A 19,847-nucleotide genomic window follows, 5' to 3' on the forward strand; every position below is an offset into this window, starting at 1 on the left:
TTGCGCCGGCAAATCACAAAGAACGACGAAATCCGCACAACCGTTCGGAGCTCGCGCGCCGATTACTTGTACACGTCCGACGTTAACCCGTACTTTTGCATCTTGTAATACAGCGTCTGCTTGGGCACCGCCAGCGCCACACTGACCTCGCTGACGCTGCCGCCGGCCTTGCGCAGCTCCTGCTCGATGACGGCGCGCTCGAAGCACCCCACCTGCTCGGCCAGCGGCGACGGCGCCAGGCTGCGCGCCGACAGCAGGCCGTCGGCGCCGCTCGACAATCCCAGCACAAAGCGCTCGGCGATGTTGCGCAGCTCCCGCACATTGCCCGGCCAGTCGTGCGCCATCAGCGACTGCATCAGCGGCCCGGGCACGGGCGGCGCGGCGCGTTTGTAGCGGGCCGCCGCGCCGAGCAGGAAGTGCTCGAACAGCAGCGGAATATCTTCGCGACGCTCGCGCAGCGGCGGCAGGTTGAGCACAATCAGGTTCAGGCGATAGTATAAATCGCTGCGGAATTTCTGCTGGTCCGACAGCTCCTTCAAATCATCCTTGGCGGCGGCGATCACGCGCACGTCCACCGGCACCTGGCTGTTGGAACCGAGCCGCTCGACGTACCGTTCCTGAAGCACGCGCAGCATCTTTACCTGAAGCGACATCGGCAGGCTCTCGATCTCGTCGAGGAACAGCGAGCCGCCGTCCGCGTATTCGATCTTGCCGACCTGGCGCTTGCCGGCGCCGGTGAAGGCGCCCGGCTCGTGGCCGAACACCTCGCTCTCGAAGATATTCTCCGGGATGGCGCCGCAATTGAGCGCGACGAAATTGCGCTTGTGGCGGCGGCTGTACTGGTGCAGGCAGCGCGCCACCATCTCCTTGCCGGTCCCGGTCTCGCCGTAGATCAGCACATCGGCCGGTTCGTCGGCCAGGTCCAGGATCAGGCGGCGCAGGTCGCGCATCGGCGCCGAATCGCCCAGCAAGGTGGCCTCGATGCCGACGCCGTGCTCGATGCGGTGGCGCAGCGCCGCCACCTCCAGGGTCAGGCGGCGCGTCTCCAGCGCGCGCTGCACCACCTCGGACAGCTGCTCCGACGAATACGGCTTGGCGATGAAGTCGTAGGCGCCGTCGCGCATGGCGTTCACCGCCATCGTGATATCGCCATGCCCGGTCACCAGCACCACCGGCAATTGGGGGTCGATGGCCTTTGCCGCCGCCATCAGATCGAGCCCGCTCATGCCGGGCAGCCGTACATCGCTGACGATCACGCCGGCGAATCCCGGGGTGACCTTCGCCAGCGCCTGTTCAGCCGCGTGGAAGGCCTCGACCTGGAATCCGGCCAGGTCGAGCGCCTGCGCGCTGCCTGCGCGCACGGTGGCGTCGTCCTCGACCAACAATACTTTCATCGCTTCATACATCCGTAGTCTCCTGCTCCGCAAGCGGCAATTCAATAATAAACCGCGCTCCACCCGAGGCGCTGGCCTCGACCCGCAGCAGCCCGCCGAATTCGCGCACGATCTGCTCGGAGATGGCCAGCCCCAGTCCGAGGCCCTGCCCTTGCGGCTTGGTGGTGAAAAATGGTTCGAATAAATGGGCGCGGATGTTTTCCGGGATGCCCGGGCCGGTGTCGGCCACGCCGATCATCACGCGTTCGTCGGTGCGCTCGACACCGACGGTCAGCTCGCGCGTCTCGCTGTCGGTCATCGCATCGAGCGCGTTGTTGAACAAATTGACCAGCACCTGCTCCAGGCGGTTGCTGTCGCACAGCGCGTGCACGTCATGGCTGCGCATCGACATGCGGAAGTTCACGCGCTCGCGCTCCACCCGCCGCTCCACCAGGAACAGCGCGGCGGTGATCGCCGCCGCCACCGGCACCGGCCGCAGGCTGGCGTCGGCCTTGCGCGCGAACTGGCGCAGTTGGCCGGTGATCAGTCCCATGCGCCCGACCAGTTGCGAAATGGTCGCCAGGTTGGTCTTGGCCTCGTCCAGGCGATCGCGCTCGATCAGCACCTTGGCGTTGTCGGCCATCGTGCGCAGGGCCGTCAGCGGCTGGTTCAGTTCATGCGTGATCCCGGCCGACATCTGCCCCAGCACCGCCATCTTCGCCGCCTGAACCAGTTCGCTCTGGGCCTGGCGCAGCTTTTGTTCGGCCTTGCGGCGCACGATATTCTCCTCGCTCAGGTTGTGCGTCATCTGCTGAAGGCTGGAGGTGCGCTCGGCCACCATCGTCTCCAGATTGTCGTAGGCGCGCTGCAGGTCCTCGCGCGCGCGCAGCCGCTGCCGGCCAAGGCGGCGGCGCTGGCGCGCGTACAGCACCAGCATCACCAGCAAGGCCTGCACCAGCAAGGCGAACAAGAACACGTTGCGCGCGCTGGCCCTGGCCGGCGCCAGATCGGACAGGTACACAAACTGCCATTTGCGCGGCGCCAGCGAGCGGGCCTGGCTCACCATGCGCGAACCTGGTCCGGGATCGGGCTCCCCTCCCTGCGCCGCCGCGGGCACATCGACGATGCTGGCGCCGCCGTCGATGCGGCGCTCCTCGCGCAAACCCAGTGGCGTCAGCGCGTGCGAAAAATACTGGCGCGACGCCTCCAGTTCCTGCCGCACCTCCGGCGCCAGCGGCGCCAGCGTGCGGTATTTCCATTCCGGCGCGGAGGTCAGGAAAACCACGCCGTGGGCGTCTGCCAGCAGTACCTTGTCGGCGCCCTGCACCCAGCCCTTCTCCAGCTTCTCGATATTGACCTTGACCGTGGCGACGCCCAGCATGCGGCCGTTGTGATAAATCCCGTGGGCGAAAAAGTAGCCAGGCTCGCCGCGCGTGGTGCCGACGCCGTAAAAACCACCGGGCTCGCGGCGCAGCGCGTCGCGCACGTACGGCCGGAACGAGACGTCGTCGCCGACAAAGCTGTCGCGCTCGCGCCAGTTGCTCGCCGCCTGGGTCACGCCCTGCAGATTGACGATATAGATGGTGGTGGATTTGGAGAGGCGGTTGACCTTCTCCAGGTATTGGTTGACCTCCCCGCGCAGCGCGTCGTCGCCGGGATGCTGCAACAGGGCGATGACGTCCTTGTTCAACTCCAGGGTGCCGGGCAGGAAATCGTACTTGGCCAGCAGGTTCTCGAGACTGAGGGCATAGCCGTCGAGCCGCTGCGCCCCGGACAGGCGCAGCCGCTCGATCGCCACGTTCTCCGCCCAGCGCCAGCAAAAAATCGCCAGCGCCAGACAGGCGGCCAGCAGCAACACCCACAGCGTGAGTCGCCCCCAAAGCCGCCGGCCAGGCCGCGATGGTGGAACCGTCTGCGATGATGCTGCCGCCATAATCCCCTCGTATTTACTCAACCAGCGATCACGCCGCATTCAAACCACGGCTATTAAAACACATGCCGCACGCCGAGGTTGAATCCAGTGGTGCCGGCGCCGGTGTCGGTGGCCGTGCCGACCTTGAAACTGGCGCCGTTGCGGTTGTTGATATGACCATAGGCGGTGTACAGGTCCGTGCGGCGCGACAGCGGATACAGATAACCGATCGCCCCCTGCTTGGCATCTTGCCGCAGCGCCGAATCGTCGTGATGGTCGATGTAGGACATCAGCAGCGTACCAACCGGCAGCGCTACCGTGAAGCCGAGCAGCGTATCCTTGCTTTCGTTTTCGAGCAAATCCTTGTTGCGCGCGTGCGCCGCGTGGACCGTGACCCTGGAGAACTGGTAGCGCGCCGTCAGCATGGTATTGCGGCCGCGGGCGGTGGACAGCGCGTTGTCGCGCTGCTGGTGCGCCAGCACCAGCGTCAGCGGACCGTTTTCGTAGGTGCCGCTGCCGGCGATGCTGCGGTTTTTGCTGGTGTCGCCGGCCACTTCGCCGAAGCCGTACAGGACATCCGCCGAGAAGCCGGCCACCTTCGGCGTGATGTACTCCACCGAGTTGTCCACCCGCGAGTTATTGGCGAAGATGTTTTGCGAGTTACCCGCGAAGCCGGTCTGGAACGGGTCGGCGATGTTGTTCAGCGTTTTGTAGAACGGCGAGTACTGGCGGCCGACGCTGAACGCGCCCACCGGGGTGGTCAGGCACAGGTAGGCCTGGCGGCCGAACAGCAGCCCGCCCTGGGCGGGTATGCCGGTATCGAGGTTGTTGCCGTTTTCCAGACCGAAGGCCAGCGACATGCCGCCGCCCAGGTCTTCCTTGCCCTTGATGCCCAGGCGCGAGCCCGAGCCGATGCCGCTACCGATCTTGCTGGTATTGCCGGCGGCGGCGCCCCGCTCGACCAGCAGGCCGGCGTCGGCGACGCCGTAGACGGTGACCGACGATTGCGCCAGCGCGGCGGACGACAACAAACCCAGCGCCAGGGCGCCCATGATATTTTTCTGCATCGTTACATCTCCCGAGATTACTTTTGTAGTGCTACTTTTTTGGGTACTAAACTGGTGCGACTCAGGACTCAGGACTCAGGCGGCGCGAATGTTAGCGACGCTGTCCTTCTCCGTGACCGGCGCTTGCTCTTCATCGAGCGCGCCTTCCCACTTGGCGACGACGGCGGTGGCGACGGCGTTGCCGACCGCGTTGGTGGCGGAGCGGCCCATGTCCAGGAACTGGTCGATGCCCATCAACAGCAGCAGGCCCGCTTCCGGGATGTTGAATTGATTGAGCGTGGCGGCGATGACCACCAGCGAGGCGCGCGGCACGCCGGCGATGCCCTTGGACGTCACCATCAACAGCAGCAGCATGGTGATCTGGGTACCGAGCGACAGTTCGATGCCGTAGGCCTGCGTGATGAACAGCACGGCGAAGGTGCAGTACATCATCGAGCCATCGAGGTTGAACGAATACCCCATCGGCATGACGAAGCTGGAGATCTTGCGCTGCACGCCGAATTGATCCAGCGCCACCAGCAGTTTTGGATAGGCCGCCTCCGAGCTGGCGGTCGAAAACGCCAGCAGGAACGGTTCGCGGATCAGCACCATCAGGCGGAACACGCGCTTGCCGATGAAGGCGAAGCCGCCCAGGATCAGCAGCGCCCACAGGCACACCAGGCCCAGATAGAAGCCGCCCATGAACTTGGCGAAGGTCGCCAGGATGCCCAGGCCGTTGGTGGTGACCACCGACGCCATCGCGGCGAAGACGGCCAGCGGCGCCATCTTCATGATGCTGCCGGTGATGCGCAGCATGACCTGCGCCAGCTGGTCGACGCCGGCGGTCAGCTTGGCCGCCGATTGTCCCAGCGCGCCCAGGGCGCTGCCGAAGAAGATCGCAAACACCAGCACTTGCAGGATCTCGTTGTTGGCCATCGCCTCGATCGGCGACTTCGGCACCATGTGGCTGACGAATTCCTTGAGCGTGAAGGCCGAGGTTTTCAGGCCGGTGGTGGCGTCGATCGGTGGCAGCGGCAGGCCCAGATGGGTCCCGAGCTGCATCAGGTTGGACAGCACCATGCCCAGGGTCAGCGACACCAGCGAGGCGATCACGAACCAGCCCATGGCCTTCATGCCGATACGGCCGGCGGCCTTGCCGTCGCCCAGGTGCGCGATGCCGACCGCCAGGGTCGAGAACACCAGCAGCGAAATGATCATTTTGATCAGACGCAGGAACACGTCCGTCACGATCGAGATATGGCCGGCGATGTCGGCGGCGGCCTTTTTATCGGGGAAAGCCTGGTGGCACGCGTAGCCGACGGCTACGCCCAACACCATGGCGATCAGGATGTACAGCGTTAGTGGGCGCTTTTTTTTCACTTTTATCATCTCCGTATTTTTTTCCCCCGGCGGCGCCGCGGGGTACGGGTAGATAGCAATGGGTATGCCAGCGCCGAAAAGCCAAAAATGGCCTTTCAAGCCATTGATTTCAATGACAATTCTTTACGGAAATGATGATTGCAACGTCATACCGGCATGAAAAGCTGGAGCGGTCCAGGGCTGCCTGTATGGAAAGTTGGACGACCCTGCCGGCATCAGGGTTCGCGCTCGGCGTACTCGATGCGGTTCCTGCCGTTTTCCTTGGCGCGGTACAGCGCCTTGTCGGCCAGTTTGATCAGCGATTCGGGCGTGCAGCCGGGCAGCGGTCCGGCCACCACGCCGAAGCTGCAGGCAATGTCGATGGAAACGCCGTCCTCCACCACCGGATCGGCGCAGACTTCCTGGTGCAGCTCGCGGATGCGCTGCTCGCCGCCGCCGGCGTACAGCCCTGGCAGCAGCAGGATGAACTCCTCGCCGCCATAGCGGCCGACGGTGTCGGAACCGCGCAGGCGGTCCGACAGGCGCCGCACGAACTCCTTGAGCACCGCGTCGCCGGCCAGATGGCCGTAGGTGTCGTTGATGCGCTTGAAGTGGTCCAGGTCCAGCATCACCACCATGAAGCTGCCGCCGCTGCGCGCGGTGGCGGCGATTTGCTGGCCGATCATCTCCATGATCGCGACACGGTTCCAGGCCTTGGTCAGCCCGTCCTTGAGGGAGCGCATGCGGTGCTCCTCGCGCGAGGCCTCCAGCTCCATGGTCCGTTCGCGCACCAGCTGCTCCATCGCCGCGCTGCGGCGCAGGACGCCGCGCAGGCGCCAGCGGTACAGCAGCCACGCCAGCACCACCGCGAGCAGCGCGCAGCCGGCGTAGAACCAGCCGCTTTGCCACCACGGCGGCATGATCGTCACCGGCAGCTCGACCGGCCCGGCCGCCGCCTGCAGCATCGGGTTCTCCGCGCTCACCTGCAGCACGTAGCTGCCCGGCGCCAGCGCCGGATAGCGCAAGGCCGAGGAGTCGGTGACGGTCCAGCCGTTTTCCAGTCCCTTGAGGCGGTAGCGGTAGCGCAGCGCCTCGTGGTTGCGGAACGACAGCACCGCCAGCCTGACCTCGAGCGCGCCGCCGCTCCAGGCGATCATCTGCGCGTTGCTGACGCCCAGCGGATTGCCGTCGTAGTCGACCGACTCGATCCGCAGCGCCAGCTCCTTGGGTGCGAACAGCTCCTGAGGGTGCACGATATGCGAGGCGCCGCCGCTGGTGCCGATCCACATCGAACCGTCGGTGTCCTCGAAGATCGCGTACTGATTGCTGTCGTTCCAAACCAGCCCGCTCTGCTGATCGAGCACGCGCCAGGCCTTGCCGTTCCAGACGGCCACGCCGTCATCGCTGCCGATCCACAGCCAGTGGCGGCGGTCGACATGCATCGACATCACCGCGCGCGCCGCCATCGGCGTGTCGGCCAGCGGCAGGCGCTGCAGCGCCAGGGTCCCAGCCTCGTCGTCGGCGGGTCCGTACCAGACCATGGGCGCGTGGTCTTCCGCCAGCCACAGGTTGCCGGCGTCGCAGTTCAACATGCTGAAGGTCGACGGCATTCCGGGCATGCTCCAGCGTCCGCCGGCCAGCCGCAGCAGCGTGCCGTTGGCGAGGAACCACAAGGTGCCGTCGGCGGTCTGGCAGGCGGCGGTCATATTGATATCCTCCTTCGGCACGCCCAGCAAAGAGCGCGGCTCCGCGACCAGCTGCGGGGCCGGTGAACGTTCCGGATCCCGGATCACATACAAGCCGTTGTTGGTGGCGATCCACAACTGGCCGGCGGCATCCAGGAACAGGCGCAAAATCAGCGGCAGCTTCGCCACGTGGACGCTGCGGCCGGTGTCATGATCTCGACGCACCAGCGCACCGGAGAAGGCGCCGCTCCACACGTTGCCGGCGCGGTCCGACGTCACCGCGCCGATTTGATGATCGGCGCCCTCGTAGCCGCCGGTGGGCTGGGCGAAACGCGGCTCGCCCGGGCGCTGGAACGCCAGGCCGCGCCCCGTGCCGAGAAAAAGCACACCGTCGGCGCTCCGGTGGAACGACCACATATCGTCACTGGGCAAACCCTGCCCGGTGGTCCAGTTGACGATGGAGCGGTAGCCCTGCCAGTGTGCCAGGCCGCGGCCCGCGAGGCCGAGCCACAACTCGCCATCGCGATCGGTGAAGATGGCGGAGATGCCGCCGTCGGCCTTGAGCCCCTCCCTGGCGCCGTATTCGCGCCATTGCCCGTCCAGGCCCCGCAGCAGGCCGTTGTCGTTGTTCGACACCAGCGTGCCGTCGCTGTCCTGCGTCATCGGAAAATACTGCCTCACGGTCGTCTGCGCCACGCCCGGCGGGGTGTGGGACTGCGCCCGCGCGGCGCCCGGCGCGATCGACACCAGGTAGTCCTGGCTGCGCACCCACACCACGCCGTCCTTGCCGACCAGGATGCCGCGCCAAAAGGCCCCCGGCACGCCTTCCCGCAGCCCATAGACGGTCAGTCCGCCGGCGCCATAGCGGCACACCTGCTCGCCGCATCCGGTCCAGACGGCGCCGTCGGCACCGACGGCGACGCCGCCGATGCGTGCCAGCTCGGGATGCGCGGCGCGCTGCGCCGCGCTGAAATAATATCGGGATTGCCACGCGCCGGCGGCGGCGCCGGGCCGTAACTCGAGAAGATCGCGCTGGCCCACGACCAGCACCACGTCTTCGCCATTGCGCGCAAAGCCGCGCCCTGCCCAGACAACGATAGGCGCGCCAGCTGGATCCTTGACGGCGACGCAGCGGGAACCCCGCCACTCGCACAAGCCCGCGTCGGTGCCGACCCACACGCGGCCGGCGCTATCGGTGCCCAGCGCGGTGATGAACGCCGCCGGCAAGCCATCGGGCTTGCCGTAGCGTCGAAAACGGGCGCCGTCGAAACGGAACAAACCGTTCTCGGTGCCGACCCACAGATAGCCGGCGGCGTCCTGCGTGATGCTGGTGACGGCCTGGTTGGCCAGCCCGTCGGCCTGGCCGAACTGGCGCAGCGGCACTTGCTCGGCGGCGGCGCACGCGCACAGCGCCCAGCAGGCCAGCCACGCGAGCGCCTTCGACAAGCTTGAAAAAACCGCCGCGCTGCCCGAATACCGCATCACCACCCCGACCAAGTCTGGAAGACACCCCAAGCATGCCACCCCCGAGCTCATCCGTCCAGCACGGGGATCGGCCACGCCCGGCGTCACGTATAATCGAGCCGCGCCGACGCCGATGTGACTTGCATCGTCTTCTCCACCCCTGAACAACCTGACCCTGCGACCTACACCCTGATGCGATCCGTGCTTCATCCCGCGCGCGCCGTGGCGCTGGCCTTCCTGATGGCGATCGCCTTCGGCACGGCGCTCCTGATGCTGCCTTTCTCCCACGCGGGGGGCCAGGGCGCGCCATGGATGGCGGCGTTGTTCACCTCAGTATCCGCCGTCTGCGTGACCGGCCTGACGGTGGTCGACACGGGCACCTACTGGTCCGGCTTCGGCCAGGGCGTCATCATGGCGCTGTTCCAGTTCGGCGGCTTCGGCATGATGACCGCCGCCACCCTGCTTGGACTGTTGGTCAACAACTCGCCCCGTCTGCGCACCAAGTTAATGAGCCAGATGGAGACCCGCACCCTCGGCCTGGGCGACGTCACCAGCGTGGCGCGCCTGGTGTTGGTCGTCACGTTTGCGTCGGAGCTGCTGATCGCCACCCTGCTCACCCTGCGCATGCATTTCGCCCACGACCTGCCGTGGGCGCAGGCCGCATGGAGCGGCACCTTCCACGCCGTCGCGGCGTTCAGCAACGCCGGCTTCTCGATTCACGCCGACAGCGTCACGCGCTACGCCGGCGACGCGCTGATCCTGGCGCCGCTGATGATCGCCATCGTCGCCGGCGGCATCGGCTTCCCGGTGCTGCACGACCTGCGCCTCAAACTGCGCGACCCGCGCCACTGGTCGATGCACACCAAGCTCACACTGCTCGGCACCGGCGCGCTGCTGGCCCTGGGCTTTCTGGGCGTGCTGCTGTTCGAATGGCACAACCAGCGCACGCTGGGCGCCATGGACCTGGGCGGCAAGCTGCTGTCGGCGTCGTTCATGTCGGTGGCCGCGCGCACGGCCGGTTTCAACACCGTCGACATCGGCGCGCTGACGCCGGAATCGTGGGCGCTGCACTACTTCCTGATGTTCGTCGGCGGCGGCAGCGCCAGCACCGCCGGCGGCGTCAAGGTCGGCACCATCGTCATCCTGGCGCTGCTGGTGATCGCCGAGGTGCGCGGCTTTCGCGACACCGAGGCCTTCGGCCGCCGCCTCGGCGCGTCGGCGCAGCGCCAGGCCATCACGGTCGTGGTCCTGGGCTGCGGCATGGTTGCCCTGGGCACGCTGGTGCTGCTGCACGTCTCCGACTTCCCGACCGACCAGATTATTTTCGAGGTGGTCTCGGCCTTCGGCACGGCCGGACTGTCGACCGGCATCACCCCCGGCCTGCCGCCGAGCGGCCAACTGACCGTGGCCCTGCTGATGTTCCTGGGCCGGGTCGGCACCGTCACCCTGGCGGCGTCGCTGGTACTGGGCGAACGGCGCCTGCCCTATCGTTATCCCGAGGAGCATCCAATTGTTGGGTAAAATTTTCACAGAACAGATTTCATTCCCGAACAGCGACAACATCGTCGTCGTCGGCCTTGGCCGCTTCGGCGGCGCCGTCGCCGAAGCGCTCATGCGCATGGGCCACGACGTCATGGGCATCGACCGCGACACGGAACTGGTGCAGCTGTGGGCCGATAAACTGACCCACGCGGTGCAGGCCGATTCCACCAACGAGGACGTGATGCGCCAGCTGGGCGTGGCCGAGTTCTCGCACGCGATCGTCGGCATCGGCACCGACCTCGCGGCCAGCCTGATGTCGCTGATGGTACTGACGGAGTTGGGCATCAAGGACATCTGGGTCAAGGCGCTGACGCCGGAGCACGGCCAGATCGCCAGGCGCGTGGGCGCCCACCACATCGTCTATCCGGAGGCCGACATGGGCGCCCGCGTGGCGCACCTGATCACCGGCCGCATGATGGACTACATCGAGTTCGACGACGGCTTCGCCATCGCCAAGATACGCGCGCCGGACATGACGCACAACATGACGTTGGCGCAGTCGCACGTTCGGGAGAAATTCGGCGTCACCGTGGTCGGCGTCAAGCGCCCCGGCGAGGACTTCCAGCACGCCCTGCCGGAGACCCGCGTGCTGCCCGCAGACATCCTGATCGTCTCCGGCGCCACCCGTAAGATCGAGCAGTTCGCCAGTAGCGGCCGCAAGCGCTAAAGTGGACAGACAGGCATTTCTTGTAACTGAAAGGTTTAAATAACGAAAAAGCTATCGATTTCATACAAATAATTGATTTTGATAATAGTGACACAGCCGTTAAGGTTTGCTTTCACACATCAAAAGGGAGATACCCATGAAATCGACTCAGCTCGCCTGCCGCCTGGCCGCGATGGCACTGACGGCAGCGGCCGGCATCGGCAGCGCCGCCGCCCAAACCGCCCCTGCCCCCGCCACCGTCATGACCCGCGACAACGGCGCACCCATCGGCGACAACCAGAATTCCCAGACGGCCGGCCCCAACGGACCGGTCCTGCTGCAGGACGTCCAGCTGATCCAGAAACTGCAGCGCTTCGACCGCGAGCGCCAGCCGGAACGCGTGGTGCACGCGCGCGGCACCGGCGCCCACGGCGTCTTCGTCGCCAGCAAGGACATCTCCAACCTGACGCGCGCGGCCGTCTTCACGCCGGGCATGGAAACGCCGGTGTTCGTGCGCTTCTCCAGCGTCATCCACGGCAACCACTCGCCGGAAACCCTGCGCGACCCGCGCGGCTTCGCCACCAAGTTCTACAGCAAGGAAGGCAACTGGGACCTGGTCGGCAACAACCTGCCGGTATTCTTCATCCGCGACGCCATCAAGTTCCCGGACATGGTGCACTCGCTCAAACCGTCGCCGGACACCAACGTGCAGGACCCGAACCGCTTCTTCGACTTTTTCTCGCACCAGCCGGAATCGACCCACATGCTGACCCGCGTGTACTCCGACCAGGGCACGCCGGCCAGCTACCGCGAAATGGACGGCAACAGCGTGCACGCCTATAAATTCGTCAACGCCAAGGGTCAGGTCAACTACGTCAAGTTCCACTGGAAGTCGCTGCAGGGCGAGAAAACGCTGACCGCCAAGGAGGCGTCGGAAATCCAGGGCCGCGATTTCAACCACATGACGGGCGACCTGATCGCCGCCATCAAGGAAGGCCGCTTCCCGAAATGGGATCTGTACGTGCAGGTCATGACCCCGGAGCAGTTGGCCAAGCTGGACTTTAACGGACTTGACGCCACCAAGATCTGGCCGACCAGCGTGCCGGAGACCAAAGTCGGCACCATGACCCTGAACCGCAATCCGGACAATGTCTTCCTGGAGACCGAGCAATCGGCGATGGCGCCGTCGAACCTGGTGCCGGGCATTGAAGCGTCGGAAGACCGTATGCTGCAGGGCCGTTTGTTCTCGTATGCCGACACGCAGCTGCACCGCCTCGGCGCCAACGGCCTGCAACTGCCGATCAACCGTCCGGTGGCGGCCGCCGCCAACTACAACCAGGACGGCGCGGCCAACAGCGGCGCGCGTAAAGGAGAAGTCAACTACCAGCCTAGCGCGCACGCGCCGCTGGCCGACAACGCCGAATACAAGTCCAGCCAACTGCCGTTGAGCGGCACGACGCAGCAGGCGCGCATCGCCAAGACGCGCAACTTCGCGCAGGCGGGCGATTTCTACCGCTCGCTGAACGCGCAGCAGCAGGCCAATCTGGTCAGCAATCTGGCCGGGGACCTGGGTCAGGTCAAGGATGACAACGTGAAGTACACGATGCTGTCGCACTTCCAGAAGGCCGACGCCAACTACGGCCGCGCGCTGGCCATGGCGGTAAAAGCAGATCCGGCCAAGGTGCAGCAATTGGCCGCGAAGCTGGTGGATTAATCAAAGCGGGCCGCCAAGTGGTATTGGCGGCCCATCACATCACTGCGCCGCTTCGAACGCGCCCAAATCGGGCGCCGAACCCTTGAACGGCAACCCCACATCAACACCCTTGCCGATCAAATCGCTGGTCGCGCGCAAATGATAGCTGCGCAGCACCGGCAAACTGCCGTCGGCCTGGCGCGGCGCGTCCCAGCCGCTGGCCGAGACATCCTCGAAATCTCCGTCGCCGACCTGCACCGACGTCGTCCACGAATTATTCGCCATATCCAAGCCGGCCGTATTCGACGTCGCCGTCCCCTTGTACGCCAGGTTATTGCGCAAATTCCCGACATTCACCGCCGAACCATCCGGCGCGATCCCCAGCATGTTGTAATTCACGCCGTTGCTGAACGCCGTGTTATTAAAGAAATCGATCGCAAGCGGATGGTGGTTGGCATAGAAACCCGCGGCCTTGTTGGCGAACGCCACCGAGAACCGCACCGTGTGCTTGACCCCGTTGGCCACATACGCGCCGCCATAACCACCCGCCTTGATGCCATTGCCGTTGCCCGCCGCCAGCGGGGTCGTGGTCCCCGGCAGGTAACCATGCTGCCAGGCCCACGAATTTTCAATCGTCACCGGCGAAAATGCATTGATCAGATCGAAGCCGTCATCCGTGTTCATCCACGCGCGGCAACCCCGGAACACATTGCCCGGCTGATTGGCCTTGATGTGCGCGCCAAAGCCGTCGGCGCTCTGCCCCGCCCCGTTTGAGGTGTACGGATCGTAGTTGTGGTGCGAGTCGCTGTTCAGCACCAGATTGTTCGAACCATTCTGGATAAACAACCCCGGCCCCATGTTGTGGTGCAAATTGAGCAGTTCGAAGACGTTGTGGCTGCCGCTATTCCACACGCCCCACGACTCGTGGTTCAAGCGGTTGCCCGGTTGCTGCGGCGCGCCGGTCACCTCCAAGCCCTTGAGGTGGACCCAGCTGGCCGTCACATTGAAACCTTTGACGCGGCAATCGTCCTTCATCGCCGAAAAATCGAACACCGGCGTCTCGCCCGGATACGCCCAGTAGCGAATCGGCTGGCTGGCGGTGCCGCTCTTGTTGAGCGTGATGGCGTTGACGATGGCCGTGCGGCTGGCGCAGGCCTCGACACCGGCCGTGTAGGCATACTTGCCTCCACGGAAGTAGACGGTGTCGCCGGCCTGGGCCTGGGTTTGCGCATGCGCGATCGAGGCCCACGGCGCCGCTTGCGTGCCGGCGGCGTTGTCGCTGCCACCGGGGGCGACGTAATAGTTGGTAGCGAACGCCGGCGCGGCGGCGAACGAGAGTAGCAGGAGCGCGCTGAGTGAGGTTTTCATCGCTCCTATTGTAGTGAGCACCGGAGTACTATTGCCACACCGAACGGAAAAATCATCAAAGTGATCGGCTCTGGCGCGCGAACGCGGCCTTCGTCATCGGTACGCGCGACTCGAGCAACGCGCCCAGCAAATGCTGGGCATGACGCAGCAGCGCCGGATGGGCGGCGTCGGCCGGATGCAGGCCCAGTCGCACCAGCCCGGCCGCCCCCATGCAGGCAGCCTGCGCCACCGCCAAACGCGGCGACAGCTGGCGTCCGCTGCGGTTGCGCGCCGCGTACACCAGGCTGGGCGACCAGATGCGGCGCCGCGGCGACAGCAGGTGGAAATGGGTCCAGGTGGTGGTGTAGGAAAAAGGCGCGTCGCGCAGCGCCAGCCATGCCCCGCTGCCCAGCAGCCAGGCCGGCGGCACGAAACCGTCAACCGGCCAACCCCGGCGATCGAACCACTCCAGACCCAGCGCCAGCAACAGCCGGCTCTGCGCGGCGCTCAATGCCGAAAATTCGCCTTCGTTGCGGGTGTAAACGCCGCGCAGCCAGCGCTTGCGCCAGCCCGACGCCGGCGGCCCGCTGTCCAGATGCCGATAGCCATGCAGCGCCAGTTCATGGCCGCGCGCGAGCAACGCCGTCAACATCGCGTCATAACCGGGGTCGGGACGATCGTGGCCGTGGTAGCACGGCACCACAAGCAAGGTCAGCGGAATATCGGCGACCTCGTGTATAGCAGCCAGCAAGCGCTGGCAGGCCGGCCAGGTGGCGGGCGCCACGTCGTGGATCGAGACGCACAGCGCCTTGCGCTCAGTCGGCAAGGCAGCCCTCGGGGTCGGGTTCGGTCCGCCGCCGCGACGCCAGCAAGCCGGTGTAGCGCTCCATCAGCTGCGGCATGATGCGGTTCCAGTCGAAATGCGCGCACGCCTTGTGACGGGCGTTGGCGCCCAGCCGCGCCAGATCGGTGCCGAACAGCGCCTCGATGCCCTCGCCCATGCTGGCCGCGCTGTCGGGCCGCACCACCAGGCCCGTGCCGGGATCGATCAGCTCCGCCACGCCGCCGCCCGTGCCCAGCACCGGCAGGCCGCAGGCCATCGCCTCCAGCGCGATCAGGCCGAAGGTTTCGCCGTCGCCCGGATGGGTCAGCAGGTCGCAGCCGCCCAAGAGCCGCGCCAGCCGGCCAGGGTCGCGCTCGAACGGCAGTATCGTGCTGTTGGGTGACGCCGGCAACGCGCTGCCGCCGCCGATCAGCAGCAAATGGTAGGGACGGCCCAGCCGCCGCACCGCCTCGATCAGGATGCCCAGCTTTTTCTGCGGCGTGAAGCGGCCGGCGTAGACCAGCAACCGGGTCGCGTCGGGCAACCCAAGACGCTGGCGCAGGCCGGCATCGCGCCGCGCGGGACTGAATATGTCGGTATCCACGCCCAGCGGCTGGTGCACGGCATCCGTCACACCCAGCTGGTTCAGCCGCTGCACCATCAGCTTGCTGGGCGCGAGCACGAGGTCGAACTGGTTATAGACGTGCCGCAAATACTTGCCGGCGATAGTGGCGGCACGCGGGCCGAACCGCTGCCCGACCAGCGCGTGCAAATCCGAGTGGTAGAAGCCGATCAGCGGAACTTGTAAACGTCGGCGCACATGCAGCGCGGCCAGCGCGCACGGTCCGGCGTCGCCGACCTCCAGCAGATCTGGCCGGCAGCGCTGGACGATGCGCGCCGGCGCGCGCAGCGAACGCGGCAGACGGTAGCCGTTAATTCCTGGAAGCGCGATACCCGGCAAGGCGATGACCGACGGTGCGAGGCTGCAATCCTTCACGCTTGAACTCAGTATCGTATGGCGCACGTGGCTGTTCCGCGCCAGCCAGTTGGATTTGGCATTGAGATAGCTGCTGATGCCGCCGCCCTCGGCGGCGTAGTACATGGTGATGTCCAGAACATGCATAATGTGGCTTCGGGTGAGTACGCCCCCACGTTAGCATTGCAACCTGCTCAGAGTTTGATCTAGATCAATCGGACAACCACCCACCCCGCTCCACTCCAGCCAGCCGCCGTCATACACGCTGATACGTGGCCAGCCCATCAACCATGCATAGAAAAACGCCATCGACGCGCGCCAACCCGTGCCGCAATAAAACCCCAGCTGCAAATCCTCGACAATGCCCTGCTCCCGCCATTGCAGCGCGATCTCGGCGGCCGGCTTCATGCGGCCGTCGTCAAGATGATAAGCGCTCATGCTGTTGACGTCGCCATCGGCCCCGGCCCGGCCCCATCGCGCACCGGGAATGTCGCCACGCGCCGCGATGTAGCTGTAGCCCGACACCTTGCCAAGAAACTCCGCCTCGCTGCGGATGCTGACCAGCGCGCCATCGTGCGTGGACAGCAACGCGCGGGCCTCGCTGGTACCGATCAGATATTCAGGATGCGCTGGGAACGCCACGCCGAAATCCGCGACCGAACGATCCGCCGCCTTCGCCACCGCTCCTTGCGCGCAGGCGTAACCTCCCGCCTGCCAAAAAGCGAAGCCGCCATCGAGCAGGCGCACATCCTCGACCCCCGCATACAGCAGCAAATGCGCCAGCCGGGCGGCGGCGAGATTGTTGCGGCCGTAGAGGATGACGGTGGTATCGTGGCGCACGCCGTGCGATAGCAGCACGCTGAGCAGCGCCGCGTCGTCGACCTTGTTCCACAGCGGTTCGCATTCGAACTCGCCGGTGTCGAGGTACGAGGCGCCGGGGATGTGGGCGTGTTCGAACATCGCGGCGCCGCCGCAGCCAACCTCCAGCAGACGCCAATTGAGCGATGGCCGGGCTTCGACGCGCGCGCCGTCGATCAGCATCGCCAGCCAGGCGGGCGCTACCAGCTGACGCCACCGCGCCAGGTCCGGACGAAACTGCGCGGCGACCTTGTTTTCCTGCATATCCTGGCGTTCCAATACATACCGTTGTGGGGATCAGGGCGGTATTTTACGCTGTCGGTGACGCATGCATGGCGGATTACGCTTCGCTAATCCGCCCTACGTGTCTCGACGGGGGATTTGAGGGCGTATGTACTTTTCTCGCGCCCAAACGAAAACACCGCCTTGTCGGCGGTGTTTTTCATCCTGCGCGTGACTACGGTGTTAGCGCGCGCGTCCACGGAAGACGAGGTTGGCGATCGCCAGCAGCACCACCGCGCCGAGGAACGAGACGCCGAGCGAACCGAGGCTGAAGTCGCCATCGTTGATCGTGCCCGTGCCCAGCAACGGCGCGATCACCAGGCCGCCGAGGAAGGCGCCGACGATACCGACGATCACGTTCAGGAAAATGCCCTGCTGCGCGTCCGTGTTCATGACCTTGCTAGCGATCCAGCCCAGCAAACCACCAATAACAATCCATCCGATAAAGTTCATTTTTCTTCTCCCTGACTATTTTAAATGAGCGTTTCACACTTAGTGCTTGCGCGCTTGTTTTTTACCGCCGCCCGCACCTTTGCCGGTATCGGCTTTGGTGTGGCTTGCGGCATCCTTGCCGGCTTTGGCTTTTGCCGGACTGCCAGAACTGTTACCAGACTGTTCGGCGGATTGTTTGTTGCCACCGCCCGACTGCTTTTCCTTGGTCATTTTCATCTCCCAAATCAACGGTTGTGACGTCTTCCATCGGCATCGCCACTTGCCGCGTCGACAAACGATCCGACCAGTGCATTCTACGACCGGCTCAGCCGGACCTTGTCAGCACACCGCTGCTGTTGACGTAGGACTACGGCGCATCGTGGCTGCGGTCCGGCTCGGGGGCGCTGTTGCGCGTGGCCGCGCTGATCTGCGCCAGCGGCACCTTGGGGCTGCGGTCGGCGTTCAGCAAGCCGTTGGTCTCCTGGAAGGTGTCGGCGAACTGGGTGTAGCAAAAACCGGAGAACATCACCGTCTCGTTGACCACCTTGAGCAAGGTGCGATACCGGTTCAGATACGTCTCGGCGTCGCCGACGCGCGAATAGCCCCAGGTGTGGTGCGCCGGCGCGTTCGGATCGAAGGCGATGCCGCCGAACTCGGTCAGCACGATCGGCTGGCCCCGGTGCGGGAAACCGTCCAGGGTCAGGATGCGCCCGCCCGGGCGGCGCTGGTCGAACAAGGTGCGCACCGGATCGGTGACGGCGTAGCGCTGCTGCAGCTTTTCCGGATCGGCGTCGTAGTCGTGAATGCCGAGGATGTCGGTGGCCGACGCCTCCCAGCCGTCGTTGCCGATCACCGGCCGCGTGGCGTCGAGCATGCGCGTCATGTGGTACAGCGCCTCGACCGCGTTGCGGTGCGCCTGGGTCGACGTCAGGTTCGGCACACCCCACGATTCGTTGAACGGCACCCACACGATCACGCACGGATGGCTGTAATCGCGTTCGATCGCCTCGGTCCATTCCTTGATCAGCCGCGTCATCGCGCGCGGGCTGAAGGCGTAGGCCGACGGCATCTCCTCCCACACCAGCAGCCCGAGCTTGTCGGCCCAGTATAGGTAGCGCGGGTCCTCGATCTTCTGGTGCTTGCGCACGCCGTTGAAGCCCATCTCCTTGGCCAGCTCGACGTCGCGGCGCAGCGCGTCGTCGGACGGCGCCGTCATCAGGGTGTCGGGCCAGTAGCCCTGGTCGAGCACCAGCCGCAGCGGATACGGCCGGCCGTTGAGCATGAAGCGGTCGCGGTTGATCGCCACCGAGCGCAGCGCCGTGTACGAGCACACCGTGTCGAGCACCTCGTCGCCGCAATACAGGGTCAGCTCCGCGTCCAGCAGGGTCGGCCGCTCGGGGCTCCACAGCAGGTCGTTGCGCGAATCGTCGATGCCCGGGTCCGACAGCACGATCTTGCGGTTGGCCGCCCGTCCCACCAGCAGGTAGCGGTCGGCAGCCAGCAGCACGCCGTTGTGCAGCAGCCGCACCGACACCGCCAGGTTGGTGCGGATGTCGCCGCCGGCCACCACCTCGCAGCCCATCTCGAAGCCGTCGAACACCGGCGTCCAGCGCAGCGAGCCGATGTAGGTCGCCGGCAGCGCCTCGATCCACACCGTCTGCCAGATGCCGGTGGTGCGCGGATACCAGATCGAGTGCGGCTCGGGCTGCCAGTCCTGCTTGCCGCGCGGCTTGGCCAGGTCGCCCGGATCGTCCTCGACATGCACGACGATAGTTTGTGTGGGCCCCTCCGCCAGCGCGTCGGTGATGTCGGCGTGGAACGGCGTATGCCCGCCCTCGTGCTCGGCCACCAGCACGCCGTTGACCCAGACGCGCGCGTGATAATCGACCGCGCCGAAATGCAGGATCGTGTGGGCCCCGCGCTGCTCGAGATCGAAGGTGCGCCGGTACCAGCACGCCATGTGGAACGATTCGTCGCCGATGCCGCTGGCCTTGGACTCCGGCGCGAACGGCACATTGATGCGCGCGCTCCAGTCGATCGGATCCCCCACGTGGCTGAAGCGCTGCTCGTGGTCGAAGGCGAACTCCCATTCGCCGTTCAGTGACTGCCACGCGTCGCGGACCAGTTGCGGTCGCGGATATTCAAACTGGCTCATGCGCATCCTTTTCATCGGTGCCGCGCCGGTTGCGCGGCCAAAAAATAATGCTAGCAATGTTCGCTCCGCAATGCATTTCAATTCCAATTGAAAACGAAAAACAGGCGTAAAAAAAACCAAAAAGTGCGGCTGATTTACAACTGCTTTTCCCAGCGGAATTGAAATGAAAAAACATCCAATCATTGCTACGATTGGTGACAGATTATTTCTGCCGCAACCGCAGCTCAACTGCACAGAAATCATCGCGTCACGAA

At 65.3% G+C, this 19,847-nt stretch carries 15 protein-coding genes; 3 read left to right on the top strand and 12 right to left on the bottom strand.

Annotation, left to right across the window (positions count from 1 at the left end; all coding sequences use genetic code 11):
- Positions 1 to 62: 62 nt before the first annotated feature.
- From NHH73_19845 to NHH73_19865, 5 genes are all read right to left on the bottom strand, one after another.
- On the bottom strand, positions 63 to 1,406 hold the full coding sequence (locus NHH73_19845) for a sigma-54 dependent transcriptional regulator (GenBank protein USX24856.1): 1,344 nt from the start codon (positions 1,404 to 1,406) through the stop codon (positions 63 to 65).
- Positions 1,399 to 3,306, bottom strand: a complete 1,908-nt coding sequence (locus NHH73_19850) for an ATP-binding protein (GenBank protein ID USX24857.1) — start codon at positions 3,304 to 3,306, stop codon at positions 1,399 to 1,401. The genes NHH73_19845 and NHH73_19850 overlap by 8 nt, the downstream gene beginning before the upstream one ends.
- Positions 3,307 to 3,359: 53 nt before the next feature.
- Entirely contained in the window at positions 3,360 to 4,352 is a 993-nt protein-coding gene (locus tag NHH73_19855; GenBank protein USX24858.1) for a porin, read from the bottom strand.
- Between the two features lie 75 nt (positions 4,353 to 4,427).
- Positions 4,428 to 5,711: a dicarboxylate/amino acid:cation symporter gene (locus NHH73_19860; GenBank protein USX24859.1), complete on the bottom strand. Its 1,284-nt coding sequence runs from the start codon at positions 5,709 to 5,711 to the stop codon at positions 4,428 to 4,430.
- 215 nt (positions 5,712 to 5,926) lie between these two features.
- The gene (locus NHH73_19865) at positions 5,927 to 8,821 is read right to left on the bottom strand and encodes a diguanylate cyclase (protein ID USX24860.1); all 2,895 of its coding nucleotides are present in this window, start codon (positions 8,819 to 8,821) and stop codon (positions 5,927 to 5,929) included.
- Positions 8,822 to 9,031: 210 nt separating this feature from the next.
- Here NHH73_19865 and NHH73_19870 point away from each other — a divergent pair, with 210 nt between their 5' ends.
- The 3 genes from NHH73_19870 to NHH73_19880 all read left to right on the top strand — a co-directional run bounded on the left by NHH73_19870 (position 9,032) and on the right by NHH73_19880 (position 12,741).
- On the top strand, positions 9,032 to 10,360 hold the full coding sequence (locus NHH73_19870; protein USX24861.1) for a TrkH family potassium uptake protein: 1,329 nt from the start codon (positions 9,032 to 9,034) through the stop codon (positions 10,358 to 10,360).
- Positions 10,350 to 11,048 carry a TrkA family potassium uptake protein gene (locus NHH73_19875; GenBank protein ID USX24862.1) on the top strand — a complete coding sequence of 233 codons (699 nt, stop codon included), beginning with the start codon at positions 10,350 to 10,352 and terminating at the stop codon, positions 11,046 to 11,048. Before NHH73_19870 ends, NHH73_19875 begins: the two co-directional genes overlap by 11 nt.
- Before the next feature lie 241 nt (positions 11,049 to 11,289).
- Complete coding sequence (locus NHH73_19880) at positions 11,290 to 12,741, top strand: catalase (GenBank protein USX29662.1); 1,452 nt, start codon at positions 11,290 to 11,292, stop codon at positions 12,739 to 12,741.
- 39 nt (positions 12,742 to 12,780) lie between these two features.
- Here the strand turns inward: NHH73_19880 and NHH73_19885 are convergent, their stop codons facing one another.
- From NHH73_19885 to NHH73_19915, 7 genes are all read right to left on the bottom strand, one after another.
- Entirely contained in the window at positions 12,781 to 14,088 is a 1,308-nt protein-coding gene (locus NHH73_19885) for a right-handed parallel beta-helix repeat-containing protein (protein USX24863.1), read from the bottom strand.
- Positions 14,089 to 14,143: 55 nt separating this feature from the next.
- Entirely contained in the window at positions 14,144 to 14,893 is a 750-nt protein-coding gene (locus tag NHH73_19890; GenBank protein USX24864.1) for a polysaccharide deacetylase family protein, read from the bottom strand.
- Positions 14,883 to 16,013 carry a glycosyltransferase gene (locus NHH73_19895; protein ID USX24865.1) on the bottom strand — a complete coding sequence of 377 codons (1,131 nt, stop codon included), beginning with the start codon at positions 16,011 to 16,013 and terminating at the stop codon, positions 14,883 to 14,885. The genes NHH73_19890 and NHH73_19895 overlap by 11 nt, the downstream gene beginning before the upstream one ends.
- 30 nt (positions 16,014 to 16,043) lie before the next feature.
- The gene (locus NHH73_19900; protein ID USX24866.1) at positions 16,044 to 16,988 is read right to left on the bottom strand and encodes a rhodanese-like domain-containing protein; all 945 of its coding nucleotides are present in this window, start codon (positions 16,986 to 16,988) and stop codon (positions 16,044 to 16,046) included.
- Between the two features lie 201 nt (positions 16,989 to 17,189).
- The gene (locus tag NHH73_19905) at positions 17,190 to 17,459 is read right to left on the bottom strand and encodes a GlsB/YeaQ/YmgE family stress response membrane protein (GenBank protein ID USX24867.1); all 270 of its coding nucleotides are present in this window, start codon (positions 17,457 to 17,459) and stop codon (positions 17,190 to 17,192) included.
- A 39-nt stretch (positions 17,460 to 17,498) separates the two neighbouring features.
- Positions 17,499 to 17,669: a hypothetical protein gene (locus tag NHH73_19910; GenBank protein ID USX24868.1), complete on the bottom strand. Its 171-nt coding sequence runs from the start codon at positions 17,667 to 17,669 to the stop codon at positions 17,499 to 17,501.
- A 136-nt stretch (positions 17,670 to 17,805) separates the two neighbouring features.
- Entirely contained in the window at positions 17,806 to 19,593 is a 1,788-nt protein-coding gene (locus NHH73_19915) for a glycoside hydrolase family 2 (GenBank protein ID USX24869.1), read from the bottom strand.
- Positions 19,594 to 19,847: the final 254 nt, after the last annotated feature.

Source organism: Oxalobacteraceae bacterium OTU3CINTB1 (assembly GCA_024123955.1).
Classification (GTDB): Bacteria; Pseudomonadota; Gammaproteobacteria; order Burkholderiales; family Burkholderiaceae_D; genus Rugamonas.